The organism is Ferruginibacter sp., assembly GCF_014377975.1.
Lineage (GTDB): Bacteria > Bacteroidota > Bacteroidia > Chitinophagales > Chitinophagaceae > Ferruginibacter.
Genome location: NZ_JACMOO010000361.1, coordinates 1 through 18,798, shown reverse-complemented (window position 1 = coordinate 18,798; position 18,798 = coordinate 1). Strand labels below are relative to the sequence as shown.

Here is an 18,798-nt window from a genome sequence, read left to right as displayed (position 1 = left end):
CAAGCAGGCTGACAATCTTCAATAACAGATTTTACCAATTCCGGTATAAGCCGGCAAATGGGGGAGAAGCACCGTATTGCTGAAAATGTACAAGAGTGCGACGCCAATGCAGTACCAAATGGCTTCTTAGCCCGGACAATCCAAACAAAAAAGGCTAACCATAACAGTTAGCCTTGTATAAATAAAGTATACATTTTACGCATCCTTGCCGTGGCAGTTCTTATACTTTTTACCGCTACCACAGGGGCAGGCATCGTTTCTGCCGATCTTTGGTTCTACCCGAACCGGTTCCTGCTTAATGGCGGGGGAGGGAACGTTGTAATCATTTTCGTTGCTGCTGTATTCCGGTCCACCGGTACCGCTTGATGCACCTGCAAATTCTTCCTTTCGCTGGCGCATTTTACTCATGTCAGTTTTTTGTTCGCGGCCTTCTTTGATGTTAGCCGGGTTGGTTTGCTCGGTAGGGATAGCGCAATGGCAAAGGAAACTTACGATGTCTTTGTTTACCACATCGTCCATTTGCTTAAAAGCGCTGAAGGCCTCAATTTTATAAATCACCAAGGGATCCTTTTGCTCGTAGCCTGCTGTTTGCACACTGTGGCGCAAATCGTCCATGGCACGTAAATGTTCTTTCCAGGAATCATCAATCAGGGCAAGGGTAATGCTGCGTTCGAGGGCGTTGGGTAATTCGTTGCCTCCGCTGGCAATTGTTTTGTCGAGGTTGGCGAGGGCCTGTATTTGCTTGCGGCCATCTGTAAATGGTACGGCTACATTTTCAATATGGCTACCCTGTTCTTTACGGATATTTTTTATAATAGGCAAAGTTTGCTCTGCTACGGCTACTACTTTTCGGTTGTAATTGGTTTTAGCTTCGTCGTATAATTTTTCTGCTATCTGTTGAATATTTCCTTTTTCCAGTTCTTCTTTGGTGATGTTGGTATCAATACCAAAGTTTACAATCACGGCTAATTTAAAGTCTTCGAAATCGGCGCTTTCGCGGAAGGAATTGATAAGGCCATCTGCTACAGAATAAAAGGCATTGTCCAGATCCAGTGCAAGTCTTTCTCCAAACAAGGCATGGTTGCGTTTACTGTACACGACGTTGCGTTGCTTATTCATTACATCATCATATTCCAGCAAACGCTTACGGATACCGAAGTTATTTTCTTCTACTTTTTTTTGCGCACGCTCAATTGATTTCGATATCATGCTATGCTGTATAACTTCACCTTCTTTGTAACCCATCCTGTCCATCATGGAGGCAATTCTTTCGCTGCCAAACATCCGCATCAGATCATCTTCCAGGCTTGCAAAAAACTGGGTACTACCCGGATCTCCCTGCCTGCCCGAACGGCCACGTAACTGCCTGTCTACCCGACGGCTTTCATGGCGCTCTGTGCCTACAATGGCCAGCCCGCCTGCATCTTTAACACCAGGCCCGAGCTTAATATCCGTACCGCGACCTGCCATATTGGTAGCAATTGTTACGGCACCGGTTAAACCTGCTTCGGCAACTACCTGTGCTTCCTTGGCATGTTGTTTTGCATTCAATACATTGTGCGGAATATTTTTTTGTTTCAGCATTCTGCTTAACAATTCACTTATTTCTACAGAAGTTGTACCAACCAGTGAAGGCCGGCCGGCAAGCCGCAAACGTTCTATCTCATCAATAACTGCTTTGTATTTTTCACGCTTGGTTTTGTACACCAAATCCTGTTCATCTTTACGGATAGCAGGCAGGTTGGTGGGGATGGTTACCACATCTAATTTATAAATGTCCCATAACTCAGCGGCTTCTGTTTCGGCAGTACCCGTCATACCACAAAGTTTGTGGTACATTCTAAAATAATTTTGTAAAGTAACAGTGGCGTAGGTTTGTGTGCTGGCTTCAATCTTTACATTTTCTTTTGCTTCAATTGCCTGATGCAAACCATCACTGTATCTTCTTCCATCAAGAATACGGCCTGTTTGTTCATCTACAATTTTTACGGCTTCATCCAGCACCACGTATTCTTTATCCTTATCAAATAATGTGTACGCCTTTAATAATTGCTGTACGGTATGTATTCGGTCGGCCTTTAAAGAATATTCATTCAGCAAGGATTCTTTCATCTTTAATTTTTCATCAGTGTTTAGACTGCCTTTTTCAATGTCGCTCAATTTAACAGCAATATCGGGTAAGATAAAAAATTCAGGATCTTCGCCCGATCGGGTGATGAGGTTAATTCCTTTGTCCGTTAAATCAACCTGGTTGTTTTTTTCATCAATCTGAAAGTACAGTTCTTCATCTACCCTGGGCATTTCTTTTTGCTGATCTGCCAAATAATAGTTTTCACTTTTCTGCATTTTAACCCTTATTCCTGGCTCGCTCAAAAATTTAATAAGCGCACCGTTTTTAGGCAAACCCCTGTGTGCCCTAAATAATGACAGGCCACCGTCTTTAGGGTCGTCGTTGCCATCGGCAATTTTTTTTCTGGCATCAATTAAAAACTGGTTCACGGCTTTACGCTGTACATCCAGCAGTTTTTCAATGCGGGGTTTCAGGTCAAAAAATTGTTGTGTATTATCGCTATGCCCAACTGGTCCGCTAATAATCAGGGGTGTTCGTGCGTCATCAATCAAAACACTATCCACCTCATCCACCATGGCAAAATGATGTTTGCGCTGCACCATTTCATCCGGGTTATGTACCATATTATCCCGCAGGTAATCAAATCCAAATTCATTATTGGTACCATAAATGATATCCGAGTTGTAGGCAGCCCTTCTTGCATCACCGTTGGGTTCGTGTTTATCAATACAATCAACGGTTAATCCCAGCCATTCAAACAAGGGGCCGTTCCATTCGCTATCTCTTCTTGCCAAATAATCGTTTACAGTTACAATGTGTACGCCTTCGCCGCTCAATGCATTGAGGTAAGCAGGTAATGTACTTACCAGCGTTTTACCTTCACCGGTAGCCATCTCTGCAATTTTTCCACTATGCAACACCATCCCACCAATTAATTGTACATCGTAGTGCACCATGTTCCAGGTAACTTCGCCGCCAGCGGCTGTCCAGGTATTGCTGAAGATGGCTTTATCGCCTTCAATGCGGATATGTTTTTTTGTAACGGCCAATATTTTATCAAGTTCTGTGGCTGAACTTTCAAGGGTGGTATTGTCTTTAAAGCGACGGGCTGTTTCTTTCACCACAGCAAAAGCTTCCGACAAAATCTGCTGCAGCACTTCTTCTATTTTTTTATCCCGGTCTTTTTTAAGGGCATCAATTTCCTGATAAATAACATCTTTCTGGTTGATTTCTGCAATAGCTAAATTTTCAGCATCTATTTTTTTTGTGCTGATCAACCCATCAATTTCAAGAAGGTGCTGATGAATCCGTTGTTTAAATTCCTGGGTTTTATTGCGCAGGGCATCGTTGGAGAGCGATTGATATTCTGCAAAAAAACGGTTGATAATTTCAACCTGAGGACTAATTTTTTTTACATCTTTCTCACTCTTATTGCCACCGAATATTTTCGATAAAAAACCTATCATAAAATTTGTTGTTATGTATATATATAATTATTATTCAGTCAAATTTAAAAGTCAAATATGGTGCTTAAAAACGGGAAGAGCCAAATTGACAGCATTTGCCCATTTTAAGCGGGGCGAGCGAAGGTACAAATTTGTTGACAGTTTATTGTTGTACGTTGAAAGTGAACCGGGTTAGGGAAAGTAAAGTATTGTTGTTTTATTATTTGAGCTTGTTATAAAAAAAGTCAGCTGTAGTTTATTGTTTATTAAATGATGATTTATTTAATAATGCAGTTCTGAATTTTAATGTTGCGGTAATAAAAAAAGCGATGGACAGCTAAGTACGCCAATGCGGCAAATACTTATTAATGTACCATAATTGTGGGCTTGTTTTGAAAAATATCCGGATCAATATGCACCAGGCTGGTAACTGTAAAACTGACGGCATTTGCGATTACAGACATTATCATACCTTTTTGCCAGGTGGAGCCCGTCAGCAGCCATAAGGCAATGCCTTCACCCGTTACCACTATCATTTCAATTAAATACACATTCAGTTCGGTACTGATTTTTAAAATATGTGCCACCGGCCAGGAAATAAGGTTAATCATCAGGGCATTCATCACTGCCGCAGGTCTTTTTTTGCGTTTAAAGAAAAGCGCAATAATGGGCAATTCAAGCAGTATTGTAAGCAGCAGATCCAATGCTAATCCCATGATAAAATACTGTTTGTTGGTTAGTAAATTTTGTTTGGTCTTTCAATAGCGCAGTACTACAAAACTGCGTACAAATAACTAAAGCAGAATTTTCATACAGTTTGCAAGTATAGTCACTTATTTTTAAAAATGAGGAATGCTTTCGGTAGAAGTCTTTAACCAGCCGGAAGAAAAATTATAGGTCATGCAGATAAACAGTTCTGAAATGCTCAATCAAAATTTTGCATAAATATGATGAGGATTGTAATTGCATTCAGCCATATTTTAATTGTATTGCTTTTGCAAGCAGTTTAACAGGTTGTACCGGTGGTGTATTTGTTAATAAAGCCAGTTTCCTGTAAAGTTTTTTGCCATACCTTTGCCATCCAAAAACAACCACTTAATTAATTTAGTTTATATGTCAGGAGCTTTAAAAGAAGTACGTACCCGGATTAAAAGTGTACAAAGTACCCAGCAAATTACCAAGGCTATGAAAATGGTAAGTGCAGCAAAATTACGTCGTGCGCAGGATGCCATTACACAAATGCGTCCCTACGCACACAAACTGCAGGAGATGTTAAGCAATATTGTTAGTAATGGCGAAGATGATGTAAACCTGGCACTGGCAACAGCAAGACCGGCAGAAAAAATAATGATCATTATTGTTACCAGCGACAGGGGTTTGTGTGGTGGTTATAACAGCAACCTGATTAAATTAACCCGTCAGCTTATTTTTGAAAAATACCCTGCCCAGCACGCCAAAGGCCACGTAACCGTTTTGCCCATTGGTAAAAAAGGATATGAGCATTTTACCAAAAACGGCTTTAAAGTAGTAGACAGTTACTGGGATATATTTACCGGTTTAAGTTTTGATAAAGTTCAAACCGCAGCTAAATATGTAATGGAGGCTTTTGCCAATAAAGAAACAGATGTAGTGGAACTGGTGTTCAGCGAATTTAAAAATGCAGGTACCCAGCAATTTATTGCAGAACAGTTTTTACCGGTAGGCAGGGTGCAAAAAAAGGCAGGTGAAACAAATGCAGACTTTATTTTTGAACCGGGAAAAGACCTGTTGATCAGTGAGCTGATGCCTAAAATATTAAACACTCAATTGTTTAAAGCAGTGCTCGATGGCAATGCCAGCGAACATGGTGCCCGTATGACGGCTATGGATAAAGCAAGTGACAACGCCAACGAATTGCTGAAATCATTAAAAATAAGTTACAACAGGGCAAGGCAGGCTGCCATTACAACTGAGTTAACAGAAATTGTAAGTGGTGCAGCAGCGTTGAACGGATAATACCCTAATTAGAAAATTACTCAATTTTAAAATAAGATTTCACTATTTTCAAATTACTCAATTTTCTTATTTTCAAATTTACAAATGGAACTTTCACAAATAATACCACATATTGAGGCCTTGATTTTTGCAAGTGATAAGCCACTCATAAATATTGAGCTGGTAGAGTTGCTGAACAATGCACTTGGTTTTATTGAAGACAGGGCCACCATCGGGCAGGTGGATGCGGCCATTGAAGGAATACATGAAAAATACAGTGCAGAATTTTATGCATTTGAATTAAAACAAAGCGGAGGTGGCTGGCAGTTTTTAACCAAAAAGGAATACCATAAAACCGTAGCACAATTAAACGGCGATAAATTTTTAAAAAGATTGAGCACTGCAGCGCTTGAAACCCTTGCTATCATTGCGTATAAGCAACCTATTGCTAAAAGTGAAATGGAAGCCATCCGTGGAGTAAACTGCGACTATGCAGTGCAAAAATTGCTGGAAAAAGATCTGGTAATCATCTCCGGCAGAAATGAAGATGCGGTGGGAAAGCCATTAATTTATGCCACGTCCAAATCTTTTATGGATTATTTTGGTATTAACAGTACGGCCGATTTGCCTAAAATAAGTGAAGTACTGATGGAAGAACTGGTGCAGGCAACAGTGATAAATCATCTGGTGCAAACGGGAGAAGCTTTAACCGGGGAAACTACTGAAAGGAAAGAAGAAACAAGCATTGAAATTATTGAGATACAAGAAGAAAATGAAAAGGTAGTCAATGAAGATCATCTTTTGCTGGTAGAAGAAGAAATGACAGTTGCAGAAAGTGATGAGAGTTTTTTTGCTGAAGCAACAGACGAAATAATAATTTCAGAAGATAGAAAACCGGCAATTGCAGCGGAAGATAAGAGGGATACGGAAATTGTATTTTCTTTAGCGGCAGAACAGAAGCAGAAGGAAAATAAAGCGGGACAATCAGAATCATAATCTTAAAAATAAAATTTAATTAAGGTATGACGAAGATAGTTTCTCATACCTTTTTTTATGTATGTACCCAAAACAAATAAAAATTAAAAAGTAAAAATCAAAAACTCAGCACATCCTACATGGCAAAGAATTTAACCCACCAGCAACTGATTGAAGTGGCCAATGAATTTGGCACTCCGGTTTACGTTTATCATGCAGAACGCATTGCAGCGCAATATAAAAAGCTACAGAAGGGCTTTGCCGGTTGTAATGCCCGCTTCTTTTATGCATGTAAATCACTTACCAATGTTAATATATTAAAGTACGTACACTCCCTCGGTGCTTCCCTGGATTGTGTTAGTATTAATGAAGTGCGGTTGGGACTGATGGCAGGCTTTGACCCGAAAGATATTTTATACACGCCCAACTGCGTGGATTTTGAAGAAATTGTAACGGTGAAAGAATTGGGTGTTAACATCAATATTGATAACATTTCTATCCTTGAACAGTTTGGAAATAAATTTGGAAATACTTATCCAGTATGCATCCGCCTTAATCCACACATTATGGCAGGAGGAAATTTTAAAATTTCCACCGGGCATATCGACAGCAAATTTGGTATATCTATTCACCAGATGCGGCATATTGAACGCATTGTAAAAACAACCAACTTAAATGTAACAGGCATTCACATGCATACCGGCAGCGAAATAAAAGATATCAATGTTTTTTTAGAAGGACTTGCAGTGATGTTTGAATTGACTACTCATTTCCCCCACCTTGAATTTATTGATTTAGGCAGTGGCTTTAAAGTGCCTTATCAACCCGGCGATGCAGAAACGGATGTGGCTGCACTGGGCGAAAAAGTGGCCCTGGCATTTGCTGAATTTGAAAAAGAAACCGGCAGAAAATTGCAGGTATGGTTTGAGCCAGGTAAATACCTGGTAAGCCAGTGTGGTTATTTTGTGGTAAAAGCAAATGTCATCAAACAAACACCGGCAGCGGTTTTTGTAGGTGTTAACAGTGGTTTTAATCACCTCATTCGCCCGATGATGTACGATGCGTATCATCACATTGAAAATATCAGTAACCCCAAAGGTGCAGAACGGATTTATACGGTAGTGGGTAATATTTGTGAAACAGATACTTTTGCCTGGGACCGGAAACTGAATGAAGTAAGGGAAGGTGATTGCCTTGTTTTTTACAATGCCGGCGCCTATGGTTTTGAAATGAGCAGCAATTTTAATTCCCGTTTAAAACCTGCCGAAGTAATGATCATTGATGGCAAAGCAAAACTCATCCGCAAAAAAGATGAATTTGAAGATTTGCTGAAAAACCAGGTGATTTAACCAGTACAAAATCATTTTATTTTACCGCAGAAAATAAGGAACCTTCTACAAATTGTTCCTTATTTTCTGCATTTTTTATTTTATAAATAATTGTTTGGTGTGGTAAAATAATTATTTAAAAGCTGATAAGGAAGTGGCGGTAAAATTAAACATAATGATCACTCAATGAAAAAGATACGACCAAATAGTTGCATGCCGGTTTTAATTTGTGTAATTTAAAATTCTAAAATTGCTTGTTATGAAACTTCCACATGTCTTAGCCCATTTAGCCATTTATTTACTTTCTGTAGTAATGATCATTTTTGGTTTGCAGCATTTTTTGCATCCACACGATCTTTTAAATTATGTGCCGCAATTTTTACCCGGTGGGATTATCTGGGTGTATTTTGTTGGCATAGCATTTATTTTGGTAGCCATTGCATTTATAACCAATAGGCTGGTTAAAGCCGCAGGATATTTGCTGGCGGTGTTACTATTCATATTTGTACTTACCATTCATTTGCCCAATTATATGAATGCCGGTAATATGGAGATGAAGCAATCGGCACTCATCAGTTTGCTGAAAGATACTGCCATAGCCTGTTTTGCCCTATACATTGGTGCAGGTGCCCTTCACCAGAAATTGCATATGGAAGACAGTGATTAATAATTTTTACTTCTCATAAAGAAAATACGAATCTAAAGACTACTATCAATAATTGGTACGGCAGTAATATACCTGGTTAGCTTTATGTAAAATTATGAAGCTATATCTATCTCCCCGGTATTTATATAACTGTCTGCTTATTTATAATTACTGTAGTAAGCATCCTTGCATTTTTGTAAAATAACTGTAGCCTTCTAAAAGCTTTTACACCAAAAAATTTTTATCAATTCAAATAAAATAGAACAGTAAATAAAATCGGGCTGAAATAAAAACTATTTTTGAATAACGGACGATGATAACTCCGTTTATTTAAATGATTAAAAATATTGGTTCTTTTATAAAAAACAAACCTGCCCTGGCGGTAGGCTTTCTTTTTGCTACTTCCAGTCTTTTATTTGGTACCTGGGTGGCAGCTATACCGGGCATAAAACAACGGCTTAATTTTACCGATGGCAGTCTGGGCTTATCATTGTTATTATCTCCGCTGGGTGCTATTACCGGCATGCTGTTGTCTACAAGAATATTCAGTAAAATACCTGTGGGCAGGTGGATGCTGAATGGCTACCGGGTATTGTGTTTACTGATGATACTGCAAATCAATTCTGTTAACCGGCCCATGTTTTGGTTGTGTTTATACCTGTATGGTTTGTGTAGTTTTTTAAACGGCGTATCTTCCAATGCCACGGTAAATTTAATGGAAAAGAAAGCCGATCGTTTATTTATGAGTACCTGCCATGGGATGTACAGCCTGGGAGGTGCTGTAAGTGCAGGTTTGGCAGCATTGCTGATTTCTTTTCATGTAATTGCTGGCTGGCAGATTGTGCTGATAGCAACAATAATTTTTACCATCATTACTGCCAACCAAAAACAATTATTGGTTCACCAGGAGATCATTCACAGCAGGTCGGGTATTAAATTGCCTTCGCCGGCCATTCTGGGGATTTCATTTATTTGCATGGTTACGTTTATGGCAGAAGGCTGCGTGGCAGATTGGAGCGCCATCTATCTAAAAGAATCATTGAATGCTCCCAAAGCAATGATCAGCCTTGGTTACGCGGGATTTTCCATTGCCATGACGCTGGGAAGATTAAACGGCGATAGCCTGATTGCTGCCATTGGCAATAAAAAAATTGTGATAGCGGGATGTTTATTATCGGCGTTGGGTTTTACCATAGTTGTGCTTGCATCGGTTGTGCCAGCAGCAATTACCGGCTATATTTTAATCGGCTGCGGATCTTCCTGTATTATTCCGGTACTGTTTAGTGCCGCCGCCAATATACCTGGTACAAGTACCGTGGAAGGCTTTGCCATGGTAACCACAGGCGGTTTAATCGGGTTTCTTGCCGGTCCGTCATTGATAGGATTTATATCTGAAAAATCAAATCTTTCAAAAGGCTTATCCTTATTAATTGTGATGGCTTTACTGGCCGCAATAGTAGCATGGAAAAACAGGTTTTTCACTGATAAAAAAGTCAAGGCTGCCGCACTCGAATATGATGAGCAGATTTATTAATGCAGCATGTTTTAAGGAACCGGTACTAAAAAAAATTGTCAATTTAAAATGACATATATCTTATCATGGATTATTCAAATTAGCCAATTGAAAAGAACTGCGCATTGGTTTGGAAAACAATAAAAGGTTACTTTGAAAGAATTAAAAATTGTATTACGTTTAGAATATTTCTTTTTTTCAACTTAAAATTTATGTTATCCATTCGTCATCGGTTTAAATAATGGGGCGATTACCCTCATCCCAAATGAGTAGACATAATACGCATCGCCCCCGGCACTTTTGTTTGTTACAAAGGAATTGATTTTCTCCGAAATACAGGATTACTGACCGGCCTCATGTAAGGCAGTCCTTCTTTTGGTTCTCTCCTCACGGTTTTACTGGCCCATGTAATTCCATTTATACATCTTGTTGTGGAAAATTGCTGGTGTTGGGGTTGTTTACCCGCTTTGCTTGCCTGGTACAAATACAGGTATTGAATGCGGCTATTATTTTTATAAAAACTGCCCGGAATGTTTTGCTGCCTTATTCAGAATTTCTTGTAACCCTCAGTGCGCTGGCAGGGATGAATGTTTTATTAAAGGTTACTCCTGCAACCTTTACCTTAATGCATCCTGCAATTTTTATTTTTTAATAAATGCTTTTCCATTGTCAACGTGCACATCCAAAAAATCATCCCACATAAAAAAAATTAAATGTCGTCGCCAGGTATTTTAACAGCAAGTTATAGTTGAATAATTGATGCAAAATATCATCATGAAAAAGAAAAAATTAAGTAACAAAACAGGTTTGTTTGTCAACGATATCTTAAAGGATTGCGCTTGGCATTCAGGATGTAACGTTTTATGTTCATCCAGAAAGCAACGAACAGATAAATGATGATGGGAGATCCCATGGTGAGGAAAGAAATATAAATAAAATTTTTGCGGATGGTGGAGGTGGCAATGCCCATTTTTTCGCCAATGGCGCTGCAAACACCAAATACCTGCCACTCAATAAAATGTTTTACGCGGTTCATAGTGCTAATTTAAAATAATAAAATTAAATAAACGCAATTAATTTGATGAAATTGCTTGCTGTCTTTTTTGTAATTTCGCAGCAATCCGGTGCAGGTACAACAGCAAAAAATAAATCATTCTGTATGAACGAACCGGCATATTTTACAATAAATTATAAAACCTATTAGCATGGCCTTCGACATTGAAATGATCAAAAAACTGTACGACAGTTTCGGCAGCCGTATTGATGCAGCCCGTAAAGCGGTTGGCAAACCACTAACCCTTACAGAAAAAATATTGTACGCCCATCTTTGGCAGGGAGAAGCTACCACCGCTTTCGACAGGGGAAAAAGTTATGTAGATTTTGCACCCGACCGTGTAGCCATGCAGGATGCAACGGCTCAGATGGCTTTACTGCAGTTTATGCAAAGCGGCAGAACCAAGGTAGCCGTACCTTCTACCGTACATTGCGATCATTTAATTGAAGCAAAAGTTAACAGTAAAACAGATCTTGACAGAGCCGTGCATGAAAGCAGTGAAGTGTATGATTTTTTAGCTTCTGTCAGTAATAAATATGGTATTGGTTTCTGGAAACCTGGTGCAGGCATTATTCACCAGGTGGTATTGGAAAATTATGCTTTCCCGGGAGGTATGATGATTGGTACAGACAGCCATACAGTAAATGCAGGCGGTTTGGGAATGATTGCTATTGGCGTAGGAGGTGCAGATGCCTGTGATGTAATGGCCGGCCTTGCCTGGGAATTAAAAATGCCCAAACTGATAGGCATTAAACTAATCGGAAAACTCAACGGCTGGGCGGCGCCCAAAGATGTTATTTTAAAAGTAGCCGGTATATTAACCGTTAAGGGCGGTACCGGTGCAGTAGTGGAATATTTTGGAGAAGGCGCAACCAGTATGAGTTGTACGGGTAAAGGAACCATCTGTAATATGGGTGCTGAAGTAGGTGCTACCACATCTTTGTTTGGCTACGACTTAAGTATGAGCCGTTATTTAAATGCCACCGGCAGGGCAGAAATTGCCACTGCTGCTAATGCAATTGCTGCACATCTTACCGGTGATGATGAAGTATATGCCAACCCGGAATTATATTTCGACCAGGTAATTGAAATTGATTTAAATGTATTGGAGCCCCATTTAAATGGTCCCTTTACACCCGATCTGGCAACGCCTATTTCTAAAATGAAAGAAGCTGCTGCCATCAATGGCTGGCCTACAAAAATTGAAGTAGGGTTAATTGGTAGCTGCACCAACTCATCCTACGAAGACATCAGCAGGGCGGTTAGCCTGGCCCAACAAGTAAGTGATAAAGGATTAAAACTACACTCAGAATTTACCATTACACCGGGCAGCGAGCAGGTACGTTTTACCATTGAAAGAGATGGTTTTTTAAATATATTTGATAAAATCGGCGCTACTGTTTTTGCCAACGCCTGCGGTCCGTGTATTGGTATGTGGGCAAGGGTAGGGGCAGACAAGGCCGAGAAAAATACCATCGTACATTCCTTTAACCGCAACTTTGCAAAGCGTGCTGATGGTAACCCCAACACGTATGCATTTGTAGGCAGTCCTGAGATTGTAACCGCTATGGCCATTGCCGGCGACCTTTCTTTTAACCCGTTAACAGATTACTTAACTAACAATAAAGGCGAGCTGGTAAAGTTAGACCCGCCCACCGGTTTTGAATTGCCTCCAAAAGGTTTTGATGTGGAGGATGCCGGATACCTGCAGCCGGCTGAAGATGGTATGAATGTGCAGGTAATTGTTTCGCCCACCAGCAAAAGGTTGCAATTGTTAGATCCTTTTGCAGCATGGGAAGGGGTTGACCTTAAGGGATTGAAACTGCTTATCAAGGCCAAAGGAAAATGTACCACTGATCATATCAGTATGGCAGGGCCCTGGTTAAAATTCCGGGGGCATTTAGACAATATCAGCAACAACATGCTGATTGGTGCAGTTAATTTTTACAACGAAAAAACAGACTCAGTAAAAAATCAGCTCACTGGCGAATATGGTACGGTACCTAATACACAAAGGGCCTACAAGACAGCAGGCATCGGCACCATCGTGGTTGGAGATGAAAACTATGGCGAAGGTTCTTCCAGGGAACACGCTGCTATGGAACCCCGCCATTTGGGGGTACGGGCTGTACTGGTAAAATCATTTGCACGCATACACGAAACCAATTTGAAAAAGCAGGGTATGCTGGCATTAACTTTTGCCAATAAAGAAGACTACGATAAAATACTGGAAGATGATACCATTGATATTGAAGGGCTCACATCTTTTGCTCCCAATAAAGCGTTGCACCTTGTATTGAATCATATTGACGGAACCATTGAAACCATCCTGGTAAACCATACCTACAATGAACAGCAGATTGAATGGTTTGTAGAAGGCGGTGCACTGAATATTATCCGCAGGGAGTTTGCAGCAGCACATGTATAGAAATATTTGTAAGTAAAACAGCATTTTTGAAATATTAAAAATAACGCCCGCTTCATTTAGAAACGGGCGTTAATTTTTTAATCAAACCTGCATTCTATAATAACAAATGCTAACGGGCAAAAAATAAAGAATGATCTTTCAAACACCCGGCTATACCCTGGCTCCACAGCAACGTCGTCTTTGTAACAAAGAATAAATCCCGCAAGGCCGCTACATTAAAGCAGCATCATAATAATGTACAATGCAACCCCTCATTAAACTACTTGCGCTTCCTGCTGGTGAAGCAATAAAAAGTGTAGTATTATACAGGGCAGCGTTCCATAAATGATGTTGTCTTAATTTTTGATGAAGGCAAGTTTTACTTGTTGGTATACTGGTTTTTTTACCTGCAACCGTAAATTTTTAAAACTTTCAAAAGGTCCCTTGGTGGCGAAAAGGTTGATGAGCCACGCCGGTGCGGTGCCGCCCGGATTTACCTGCAAAATGTACTCAATCTTTACCTTGTTATTGGACATTGGTTCTATCACCCATTTGCTGTATGATTGCGGAACCCGTATGATATTTTTATTTTCGGGAAGGTACTTTGGTAGATTATCAGCCACGATGGTTACTGCTTTTGTATGTTCATCCTGCGATGCTTTCAGGTGTACAATAAAATCCCGGTTGTTTATGGGCCAGGGTACGTCTATTTCAGAATAATAAAATAATTCATCCGGCGAGGTTTGTTTTAATAATATGGCTTTTTTAGTAGCGTATACCCATTCTTTGCTGTTGTTGATGTCCAGCAAAACCGCTGTTAAAATAGCTGGTGTGGCATCAATAATACAAACCGTTTTGATTGCTTTAAAGGGAGAGTTATTAAGGTTTTTTGTATACACCATAATACCCTCCTTATCCTGTTTTAATACCCAGTCGTTTTGTGCAAAGGCGGTTACATACAACAGTAAACAAATCCACATAAGCAACAACCTTCCCCTGGCATGGGCAACAATGATGCTATAATTATCTGCTTTTATCAGCATATCGAAAACGTGCAGTAACGATGAATAAATAACAGGCCCACCTGTCGTTTTTTATACATACGGTTTCGCCGGTAAAATGTTTTCTTTTGTGGATAAACAGTGTACTGTTTTTTTTGTTCGGTGCGTACACATTTTATTGTAGCTTTAAACCCATTACTCACTTCAATAACTGTTTATGCAAAAAATCCTTGTGGCAGCCGCTCTCTTTTTATCAGGCTATGCACACGCACAAAAAACCTATATCCATTGCGGTAAATTAATTGATGCGGTAAGCAATACTATCCTTACCGGTAAAACAATTATTGTGGAAGGCAACAAAATTGTGGAGGTAAAAGATGGCTACGCCACACCCGGCGCAGAAGATAAACTGGTAGATTTAAAAACCAAGACCGTACTACCCGGTCTCATGGATATGCATGTACACATGGAAACACAAACTAAAAAAAATGCGCAGGCAGACCGGCTTACCACCGAACCACAGGACATTGCTTTTCAATCTGTAAACTATGCTTATACAACGTTGATGGCAGGCTTTACAACAGTGCGGGATTGTGGTGGAACAGGCGTAAATATATCCCTGCGCAACGCTATCAATAACGGTACTACAGTTGGTCCCCGTATTTACACGGCCGGAAAATCAATAGCCACTACGGGTGGACATGCGGACCCAACCAACGGTTTAAAAAGATCTTTCGGTGGCGACCCCGGCCCAATAGACGGCGTGGTAAACGGGATGGATGATTGCAGAAAGGCAGTGAGGCAACGCTATAAAGACGGGGCTGATTTTATAAAAATTACTGCCACCGGTGGTGTGTTAAGCCAGGCAAAAGACGGTAGCGGCGCACAGTTTACAGAAGAAGAAATAAGGGCCATTGTAGAAACCGCCCATGATTATGGTTTTAAAGTGGCTGCCCATGCCCATGGAGCCGAAGGTATGAAAAGGGCGATTCGTGGCGGGGTTACTTCTATTGAGCATGGTACTTTTATGGATGATGAATGTATAGGATTGTTTAAAAAATATGGAACCTGGCTGGTACCCACCATCATTGCGGGTAAATCTACCGCAGACTCTGCAAAAATTCCTGGCTACTATTCTCCCTTGGTAACCGCCAAGGCACTGGTAACCGGCCCAAAAATTCAGGCAACTTTTACCAAAGCTTATAAAGCAGGAGTAAAGATTGCCTTTGGTACGGACGCCGGCGTATACATGCATGGTAAAAACTGGATGGAGTTTCAATACATGACGGAAGGCGGTATGCCTGCCATGGAAGCCATCAAAGCAGCCACCATCAGTGCCGCTACTTTGCTGGGTGTAGAAGCTACACTGGGTACCATTCAAAAAGATAAACTGGCTGATATTGTTGCAGTAGACGGTGACCCGATACAGGATATTACCGCAATGGGTAAAGTAGTGTTTGTGATGAAGGATGGTAAGATATTTAAAGAGCAAAGTCAACAGTAAGGTTTTGAGTTATTAGCTGGTCGGTATCGCAAACCAGACCAGCTATTGAAATCCACACCAAACCCCGGTCTGCTCCATGGTCTGACCGGGGTTATGCATGCAGCAAACAAAAATCCCGGTTACCTATGGCAACCGGGACAATGTTTTTCTGTAAAATTTGGTAAGCTGAATGCTTATGAATTAATGAACCTTCACGTCTTTTATCAAATCCTTTTTATCTTCATTTAAATCTTTCTTGTCATTGTTGATGTCTTTTTTATCCTTTACGGCTTCTTTTACATCTTTGTTCCTGTCGGCTCTGTCTTTCTTCAAATCTTTTTTTATATCCTTAATTTTAGCGTCGTCTGCTTTGGCATCTTTAAAGTCTTTTTGTTTGATGTCGTGGTTGCGGTCTTTTGTTTCCTCGTTTAATTCTTTTTTGTCGGCGGCAATGTCTTTGTTGTCACTGCGAATGTCTTTGTTGTCGTTCTTGAGATCCTTTCGGTCTTTAGCAAGATCCTTCCGGTCTTTCGCCATGTCCTTGTGGTCATGTTTCATGTCTTTCAGATCGTGATGCATTTCATGCATTCTTGGGCCGCCTGCATGTTTGTGGTTTTGTGCAGTAGCATTAATGGCTGTACAGGTAAAAACGGTTGCAAAAAATAATAGCTTGCTGGTCATAATGGTAATTTTTTTTTGTGATTTAATAATTGTTATTTTGTACAGACTGCGAGTTGTAATCAAGGTTTAATCAATCCTAAATTTTTTTTGTCACTATATAGATAACCATACTGCATTTTCTTTATATTCTCAACCTGTAAATAAATAAGTGAGGTTATTAAACCCACACTCAAAAAAATACTCTAAAGCGTTTGGAAGCCTTAATTATTATAAACCCGTTATTATATTACCAACTTTAACTACATGCAAAAATTACTATCCGTTACCCTGATTGCCGTTTTATGTTACCTGCACACTACGGCGCAGGTTGATACAACGGCTGCTAATGCCGACACTATCCAAAGCGGCCGTCATTCTTATTTTAAAGCCCGGTTAAGTTATTTATCCAACAGTGTATACAATGGCCGTAAAGATTCTTTACAGGTGCCTTATCTAACGCCGACGCTGGAGTATTTCGACAAGAGTGGGTTGTTTGCAAAAGCTTCTATCAGTTACCTGGTAAGCAATTATGCGCAGCGGATAGATTTGTATCAACTGGAAGCAGGCTATCAGTTTGAGCTGCTTGATAATTTCAGTGGCAGCATCAGCGGCAGTAAACCATTTTATAACAGTTCCAGTGTATCCGTACGTTCGCAAACAAAAGGAGAACTGGATGCCGATTTTTCATGGACCATTGCCCATGCGGTTTCATTTAATGGAGGGGCCGGGTATATATTTACCCCCGGTTTGGGAGACAAATTTTTTAACACAGGTCTGTCACATGAATTTGTTTTCGGTAAAAATAAACAATGGAGTATAGAGCCCGCTGTAACTGCTAATTTCAGCACCCGCAATTATTATGAACAGTATAAAAATAACCGGAGATTAAAAACCGGTAAAATAAAAAAACGACAGGATTCTACCGTTATCAATACGGGCAATCAAACAGTAGTGGTAACCACTACCATTACTACGCTCAATGCCAATAAGTTGCAGTTGATGGATAGTGAAGTGTCACTGTCAGCATATTATGATGCCGGCAAATGGTCGTTCTTTGCAACACCCACGCTGGCCATACCCACCAATCCAGCTACCTATATAACCAATATTACAACCAGCAGAACATTGGCCAACAACACCATTACGCATGACAGCCGTTCGGAAACTTCCACCGAAAAAATCGGCAATGTATTTTACATGGAGGCAGGGGTTAGTTACAGGTTTTAATTGCTTTAACCCTACAGCTATTTGTTTCATTAAAAACGATGCAGGTTAATAGCCTACGTCAGTTGATAGCAGGCAGCCTGTTAACGATGGTGCATAAAAATTTAACCGCAACACCCGCTAACTTTGCGGTATGGCAGACGTGCACAACAAACTCTATTTAACTGTAGTTCCAGCATGACATTATATATTTAGCTTTTGAATAAATTTTGTACTTTGTTTTTTCAATCAACATCAGTTCTAATTGGACGGAATACTTCTATGTTGAGTTTCCGCTGCATGGTCTGCTAAAAATATTTTTGATTTTATTTTTTACACGGCAATATGATTTTAGGCTATGCCATAATATGAAAAAGTACACTTCTATAAACAGACATCACAAGTGTTTTGGCACCAGGAAGCTGCACGGTCTCTTTTAACTTTTTAAAAATGTACACCTGTATCCTAATATAAAACAGACGACAGGTTTTTACGCTGTTGCTGCAAATTCCGTCTAACGGTGGGTGTACAAAAAAACTTTTCACATATTTTGCAAAACCGGTTTAACTTTATTGTACCAGTCTAAACGGAGCAAAGCAATGCCGGCGGGTAACTTTGCAAGGGATAAGCTGGTTTGGGCGAAGTGATACACTTTGTTTTCCAACTCCGGTTTACAGGAGTTTTTGCTTGTTTCACTTTGCTTAACAATGCCTTAAAAAACGCACAGGGTGCTTCCTATGTTAATACTGCCTGCACATATGGTTTTTGTTGTTTTAATACATAACGTATTCTTGATAAAAGATGTTTGGCTATGCGTATGATGGCTTTATTTTTATGCATGCTCTTGCAATAATTTTTATACAACATCGGCAAGGCAGGATCTTGCCGGATAATGATCCAACTGCTTTCTATAATGGCGTTTCGCAAGCGGCAGTTTTTACGGTGCGTGATACCTTTTGATTTTTTTGTTTCGCCACTGTCATCTGTATCAGGTACCAGCCCTGCATAGGAGTATAAATGATCCGGGCTTTTAAACCG

General features: G+C 40.1%; 15 protein-coding genes. 9 read left to right on the top strand and 6 right to left on the bottom strand.

Annotation, left to right across the window (positions count from 1 at the left end; all coding sequences use genetic code 11):
* Positions 1 to 195: 195 nt before the first annotated feature.
* Both secA and H7254_RS17640 read right to left on the bottom strand, forming a co-directional pair.
* Entirely contained in the window at positions 196 to 3,537 is a 3,342-nt protein-coding gene (secA, locus tag H7254_RS17645; protein ID WP_301934225.1) for a preprotein translocase subunit SecA, read from the bottom strand.
* A gap of 344 nt (positions 3,538 to 3,881) precedes the next feature.
* Positions 3,882 to 4,232 (bottom strand): hypothetical protein, encoded by a 351-nt coding sequence (locus tag H7254_RS17640; RefSeq protein WP_301934224.1) that lies wholly within the window; start codon positions 4,230 to 4,232, stop codon positions 3,882 to 3,884.
* 397 nt (positions 4,233 to 4,629) lie between these two features.
* Here H7254_RS17640 and atpG point away from each other — a divergent pair, with 397 nt between their 5' ends.
* From atpG to H7254_RS17610, 6 genes are all read left to right on the top strand, one after another.
* Positions 4,630 to 5,511 carry an ATP synthase F1 subunit gamma gene (gene atpG, locus H7254_RS17635; RefSeq protein ID WP_301934223.1) on the top strand — a complete coding sequence of 294 codons (882 nt, stop codon included), beginning with the start codon at positions 4,630 to 4,632 and terminating at the stop codon, positions 5,509 to 5,511.
* Between the two features lie 84 nt (positions 5,512 to 5,595).
* Positions 5,596 to 6,486, top strand: a complete 891-nt coding sequence (gene scpB, locus H7254_RS17630) for an SMC-Scp complex subunit ScpB (RefSeq protein ID WP_301934222.1) — start codon at positions 5,596 to 5,598, stop codon at positions 6,484 to 6,486.
* Positions 6,487 to 6,605: 119 nt separating this feature from the next.
* The gene (gene lysA / locus H7254_RS17625) at positions 6,606 to 7,814 is read left to right on the top strand and encodes a diaminopimelate decarboxylase (protein ID WP_301934221.1); all 1,209 of its coding nucleotides are present in this window, start codon (positions 6,606 to 6,608) and stop codon (positions 7,812 to 7,814) included.
* Between the two features lie 238 nt (positions 7,815 to 8,052).
* A complete protein-coding gene (locus H7254_RS17620) occupies positions 8,053 to 8,460 on the top strand; it encodes a hypothetical protein (RefSeq protein WP_301922272.1) in 408 nt (135 codons plus the stop codon).
* A 313-nt stretch (positions 8,461 to 8,773) separates the two neighbouring features.
* A complete protein-coding gene (locus tag H7254_RS17615) occupies positions 8,774 to 9,973 on the top strand; it encodes an MFS transporter (protein WP_301934220.1) in 1,200 nt (399 codons plus the stop codon).
* 427 nt (positions 9,974 to 10,400) lie between these two features.
* Positions 10,401 to 10,604 carry a hypothetical protein gene (locus H7254_RS17610; protein WP_301934219.1) on the top strand — a complete coding sequence of 68 codons (204 nt, stop codon included), beginning with the start codon at positions 10,401 to 10,403 and terminating at the stop codon, positions 10,602 to 10,604.
* A 162-nt stretch (positions 10,605 to 10,766) separates the two neighbouring features.
* Here the strand turns inward: H7254_RS17610 and H7254_RS17605 are convergent, their stop codons facing one another.
* Positions 10,767 to 10,988: a PspC domain-containing protein gene (locus H7254_RS17605; protein ID WP_301922274.1), complete on the bottom strand. Its 222-nt coding sequence runs from the start codon at positions 10,986 to 10,988 to the stop codon at positions 10,767 to 10,769.
* Between the two features lie 169 nt (positions 10,989 to 11,157).
* On the opposite strand from H7254_RS17605, the gene H7254_RS17600 reads away from it, so the two are divergent.
* Positions 11,158 to 13,434, top strand: a complete 2,277-nt coding sequence (locus tag H7254_RS17600; RefSeq protein ID WP_301934218.1) for an aconitate hydratase — start codon at positions 11,158 to 11,160, stop codon at positions 13,432 to 13,434.
* A 335-nt stretch (positions 13,435 to 13,769) separates the two neighbouring features.
* Here H7254_RS17600 and H7254_RS17595 read toward each other — a convergent pair whose 3' ends face one another.
* Complete coding sequence (locus H7254_RS17595; RefSeq protein WP_301934217.1) at positions 13,770 to 14,456, bottom strand: START domain-containing protein; 687 nt, start codon at positions 14,454 to 14,456, stop codon at positions 13,770 to 13,772.
* Positions 14,457 to 14,631: 175 nt separating this feature from the next.
* Here H7254_RS17595 and H7254_RS17590 point away from each other — a divergent pair, with 175 nt between their 5' ends.
* Entirely contained in the window at positions 14,632 to 15,918 is a 1,287-nt protein-coding gene (locus H7254_RS17590) for an amidohydrolase family protein (protein ID WP_301934216.1), read from the top strand.
* A gap of 180 nt (positions 15,919 to 16,098) precedes the next feature.
* Here H7254_RS17590 and H7254_RS17585 read toward each other — a convergent pair whose 3' ends face one another.
* Positions 16,099 to 16,578: a hypothetical protein gene (locus H7254_RS17585; protein ID WP_301934215.1), complete on the bottom strand. Its 480-nt coding sequence runs from the start codon at positions 16,576 to 16,578 to the stop codon at positions 16,099 to 16,101.
* A 243-nt stretch (positions 16,579 to 16,821) separates the two neighbouring features.
* Between H7254_RS17585 and H7254_RS17580 the strand changes: the two genes are divergently transcribed.
* Entirely contained in the window at positions 16,822 to 17,784 is a 963-nt protein-coding gene (locus H7254_RS17580) for a hypothetical protein (RefSeq protein ID WP_301934214.1), read from the top strand.
* Positions 17,785 to 18,495: 711 nt separating this feature from the next.
* On the opposite strand, the gene H7254_RS17575 is transcribed toward H7254_RS17580, so the two are convergent.
* The coding region (locus H7254_RS17575; protein WP_301934213.1) for a transposase at positions 18,496 to 18,798 on the bottom strand (303 nt) is incomplete at its 5' end.

Bases quoted from the DNA above. Each gene is read 5' to 3' on its own strand.
- secA (WP_301934225.1), bottom strand. From the start codon at position 3,537: ATGATAGGTTTTTTATCGAAAATATTCGGTGGCAATAAGAGTGAGAAA.
- H7254_RS17640 (WP_301934224.1), bottom strand. From the start codon at position 4,232: ATGGGATTAGCATTGGATCTGCTGCTTACAATACTGCTTGAATTGCCC.
- atpG (WP_301934223.1), top strand. From the start codon at position 4,630: ATGTCAGGAGCTTTAAAAGAAGTACGTACCCGGATTAAAAGTGTACAA.
- scpB (WP_301934222.1), top strand. From the start codon at position 5,596: ATGGAACTTTCACAAATAATACCACATATTGAGGCCTTGATTTTTGCA.
- lysA (WP_301934221.1), top strand. From the start codon at position 6,606: ATGGCAAAGAATTTAACCCACCAGCAACTGATTGAAGTGGCCAATGAA.
- H7254_RS17620 (WP_301922272.1), top strand. From the start codon at position 8,053: ATGAAACTTCCACATGTCTTAGCCCATTTAGCCATTTATTTACTTTCT.
- H7254_RS17615 (WP_301934220.1), top strand. From the start codon at position 8,774: ATGATTAAAAATATTGGTTCTTTTATAAAAAACAAACCTGCCCTGGCG.
- H7254_RS17605 (WP_301922274.1), bottom strand. From the start codon at position 10,988: ATGAACCGCGTAAAACATTTTATTGAGTGGCAGGTATTTGGTGTTTGC.
- H7254_RS17600 (WP_301934218.1), top strand. From the start codon at position 11,158: ATGGCCTTCGACATTGAAATGATCAAAAAACTGTACGACAGTTTCGGC.
- H7254_RS17595 (WP_301934217.1), bottom strand. From the start codon at position 14,456: ATGCTGATAAAAGCAGATAATTATAGCATCATTGTTGCCCATGCCAGG.
- H7254_RS17590 (WP_301934216.1), top strand. From the start codon at position 14,632: ATGCAAAAAATCCTTGTGGCAGCCGCTCTCTTTTTATCAGGCTATGCA.
- H7254_RS17585 (WP_301934215.1), bottom strand. From the start codon at position 16,578: ATGACCAGCAAGCTATTATTTTTTGCAACCGTTTTTACCTGTACAGCC.
- H7254_RS17580 (WP_301934214.1), top strand. From the start codon at position 16,822: ATGCAAAAATTACTATCCGTTACCCTGATTGCCGTTTTATGTTACCTG.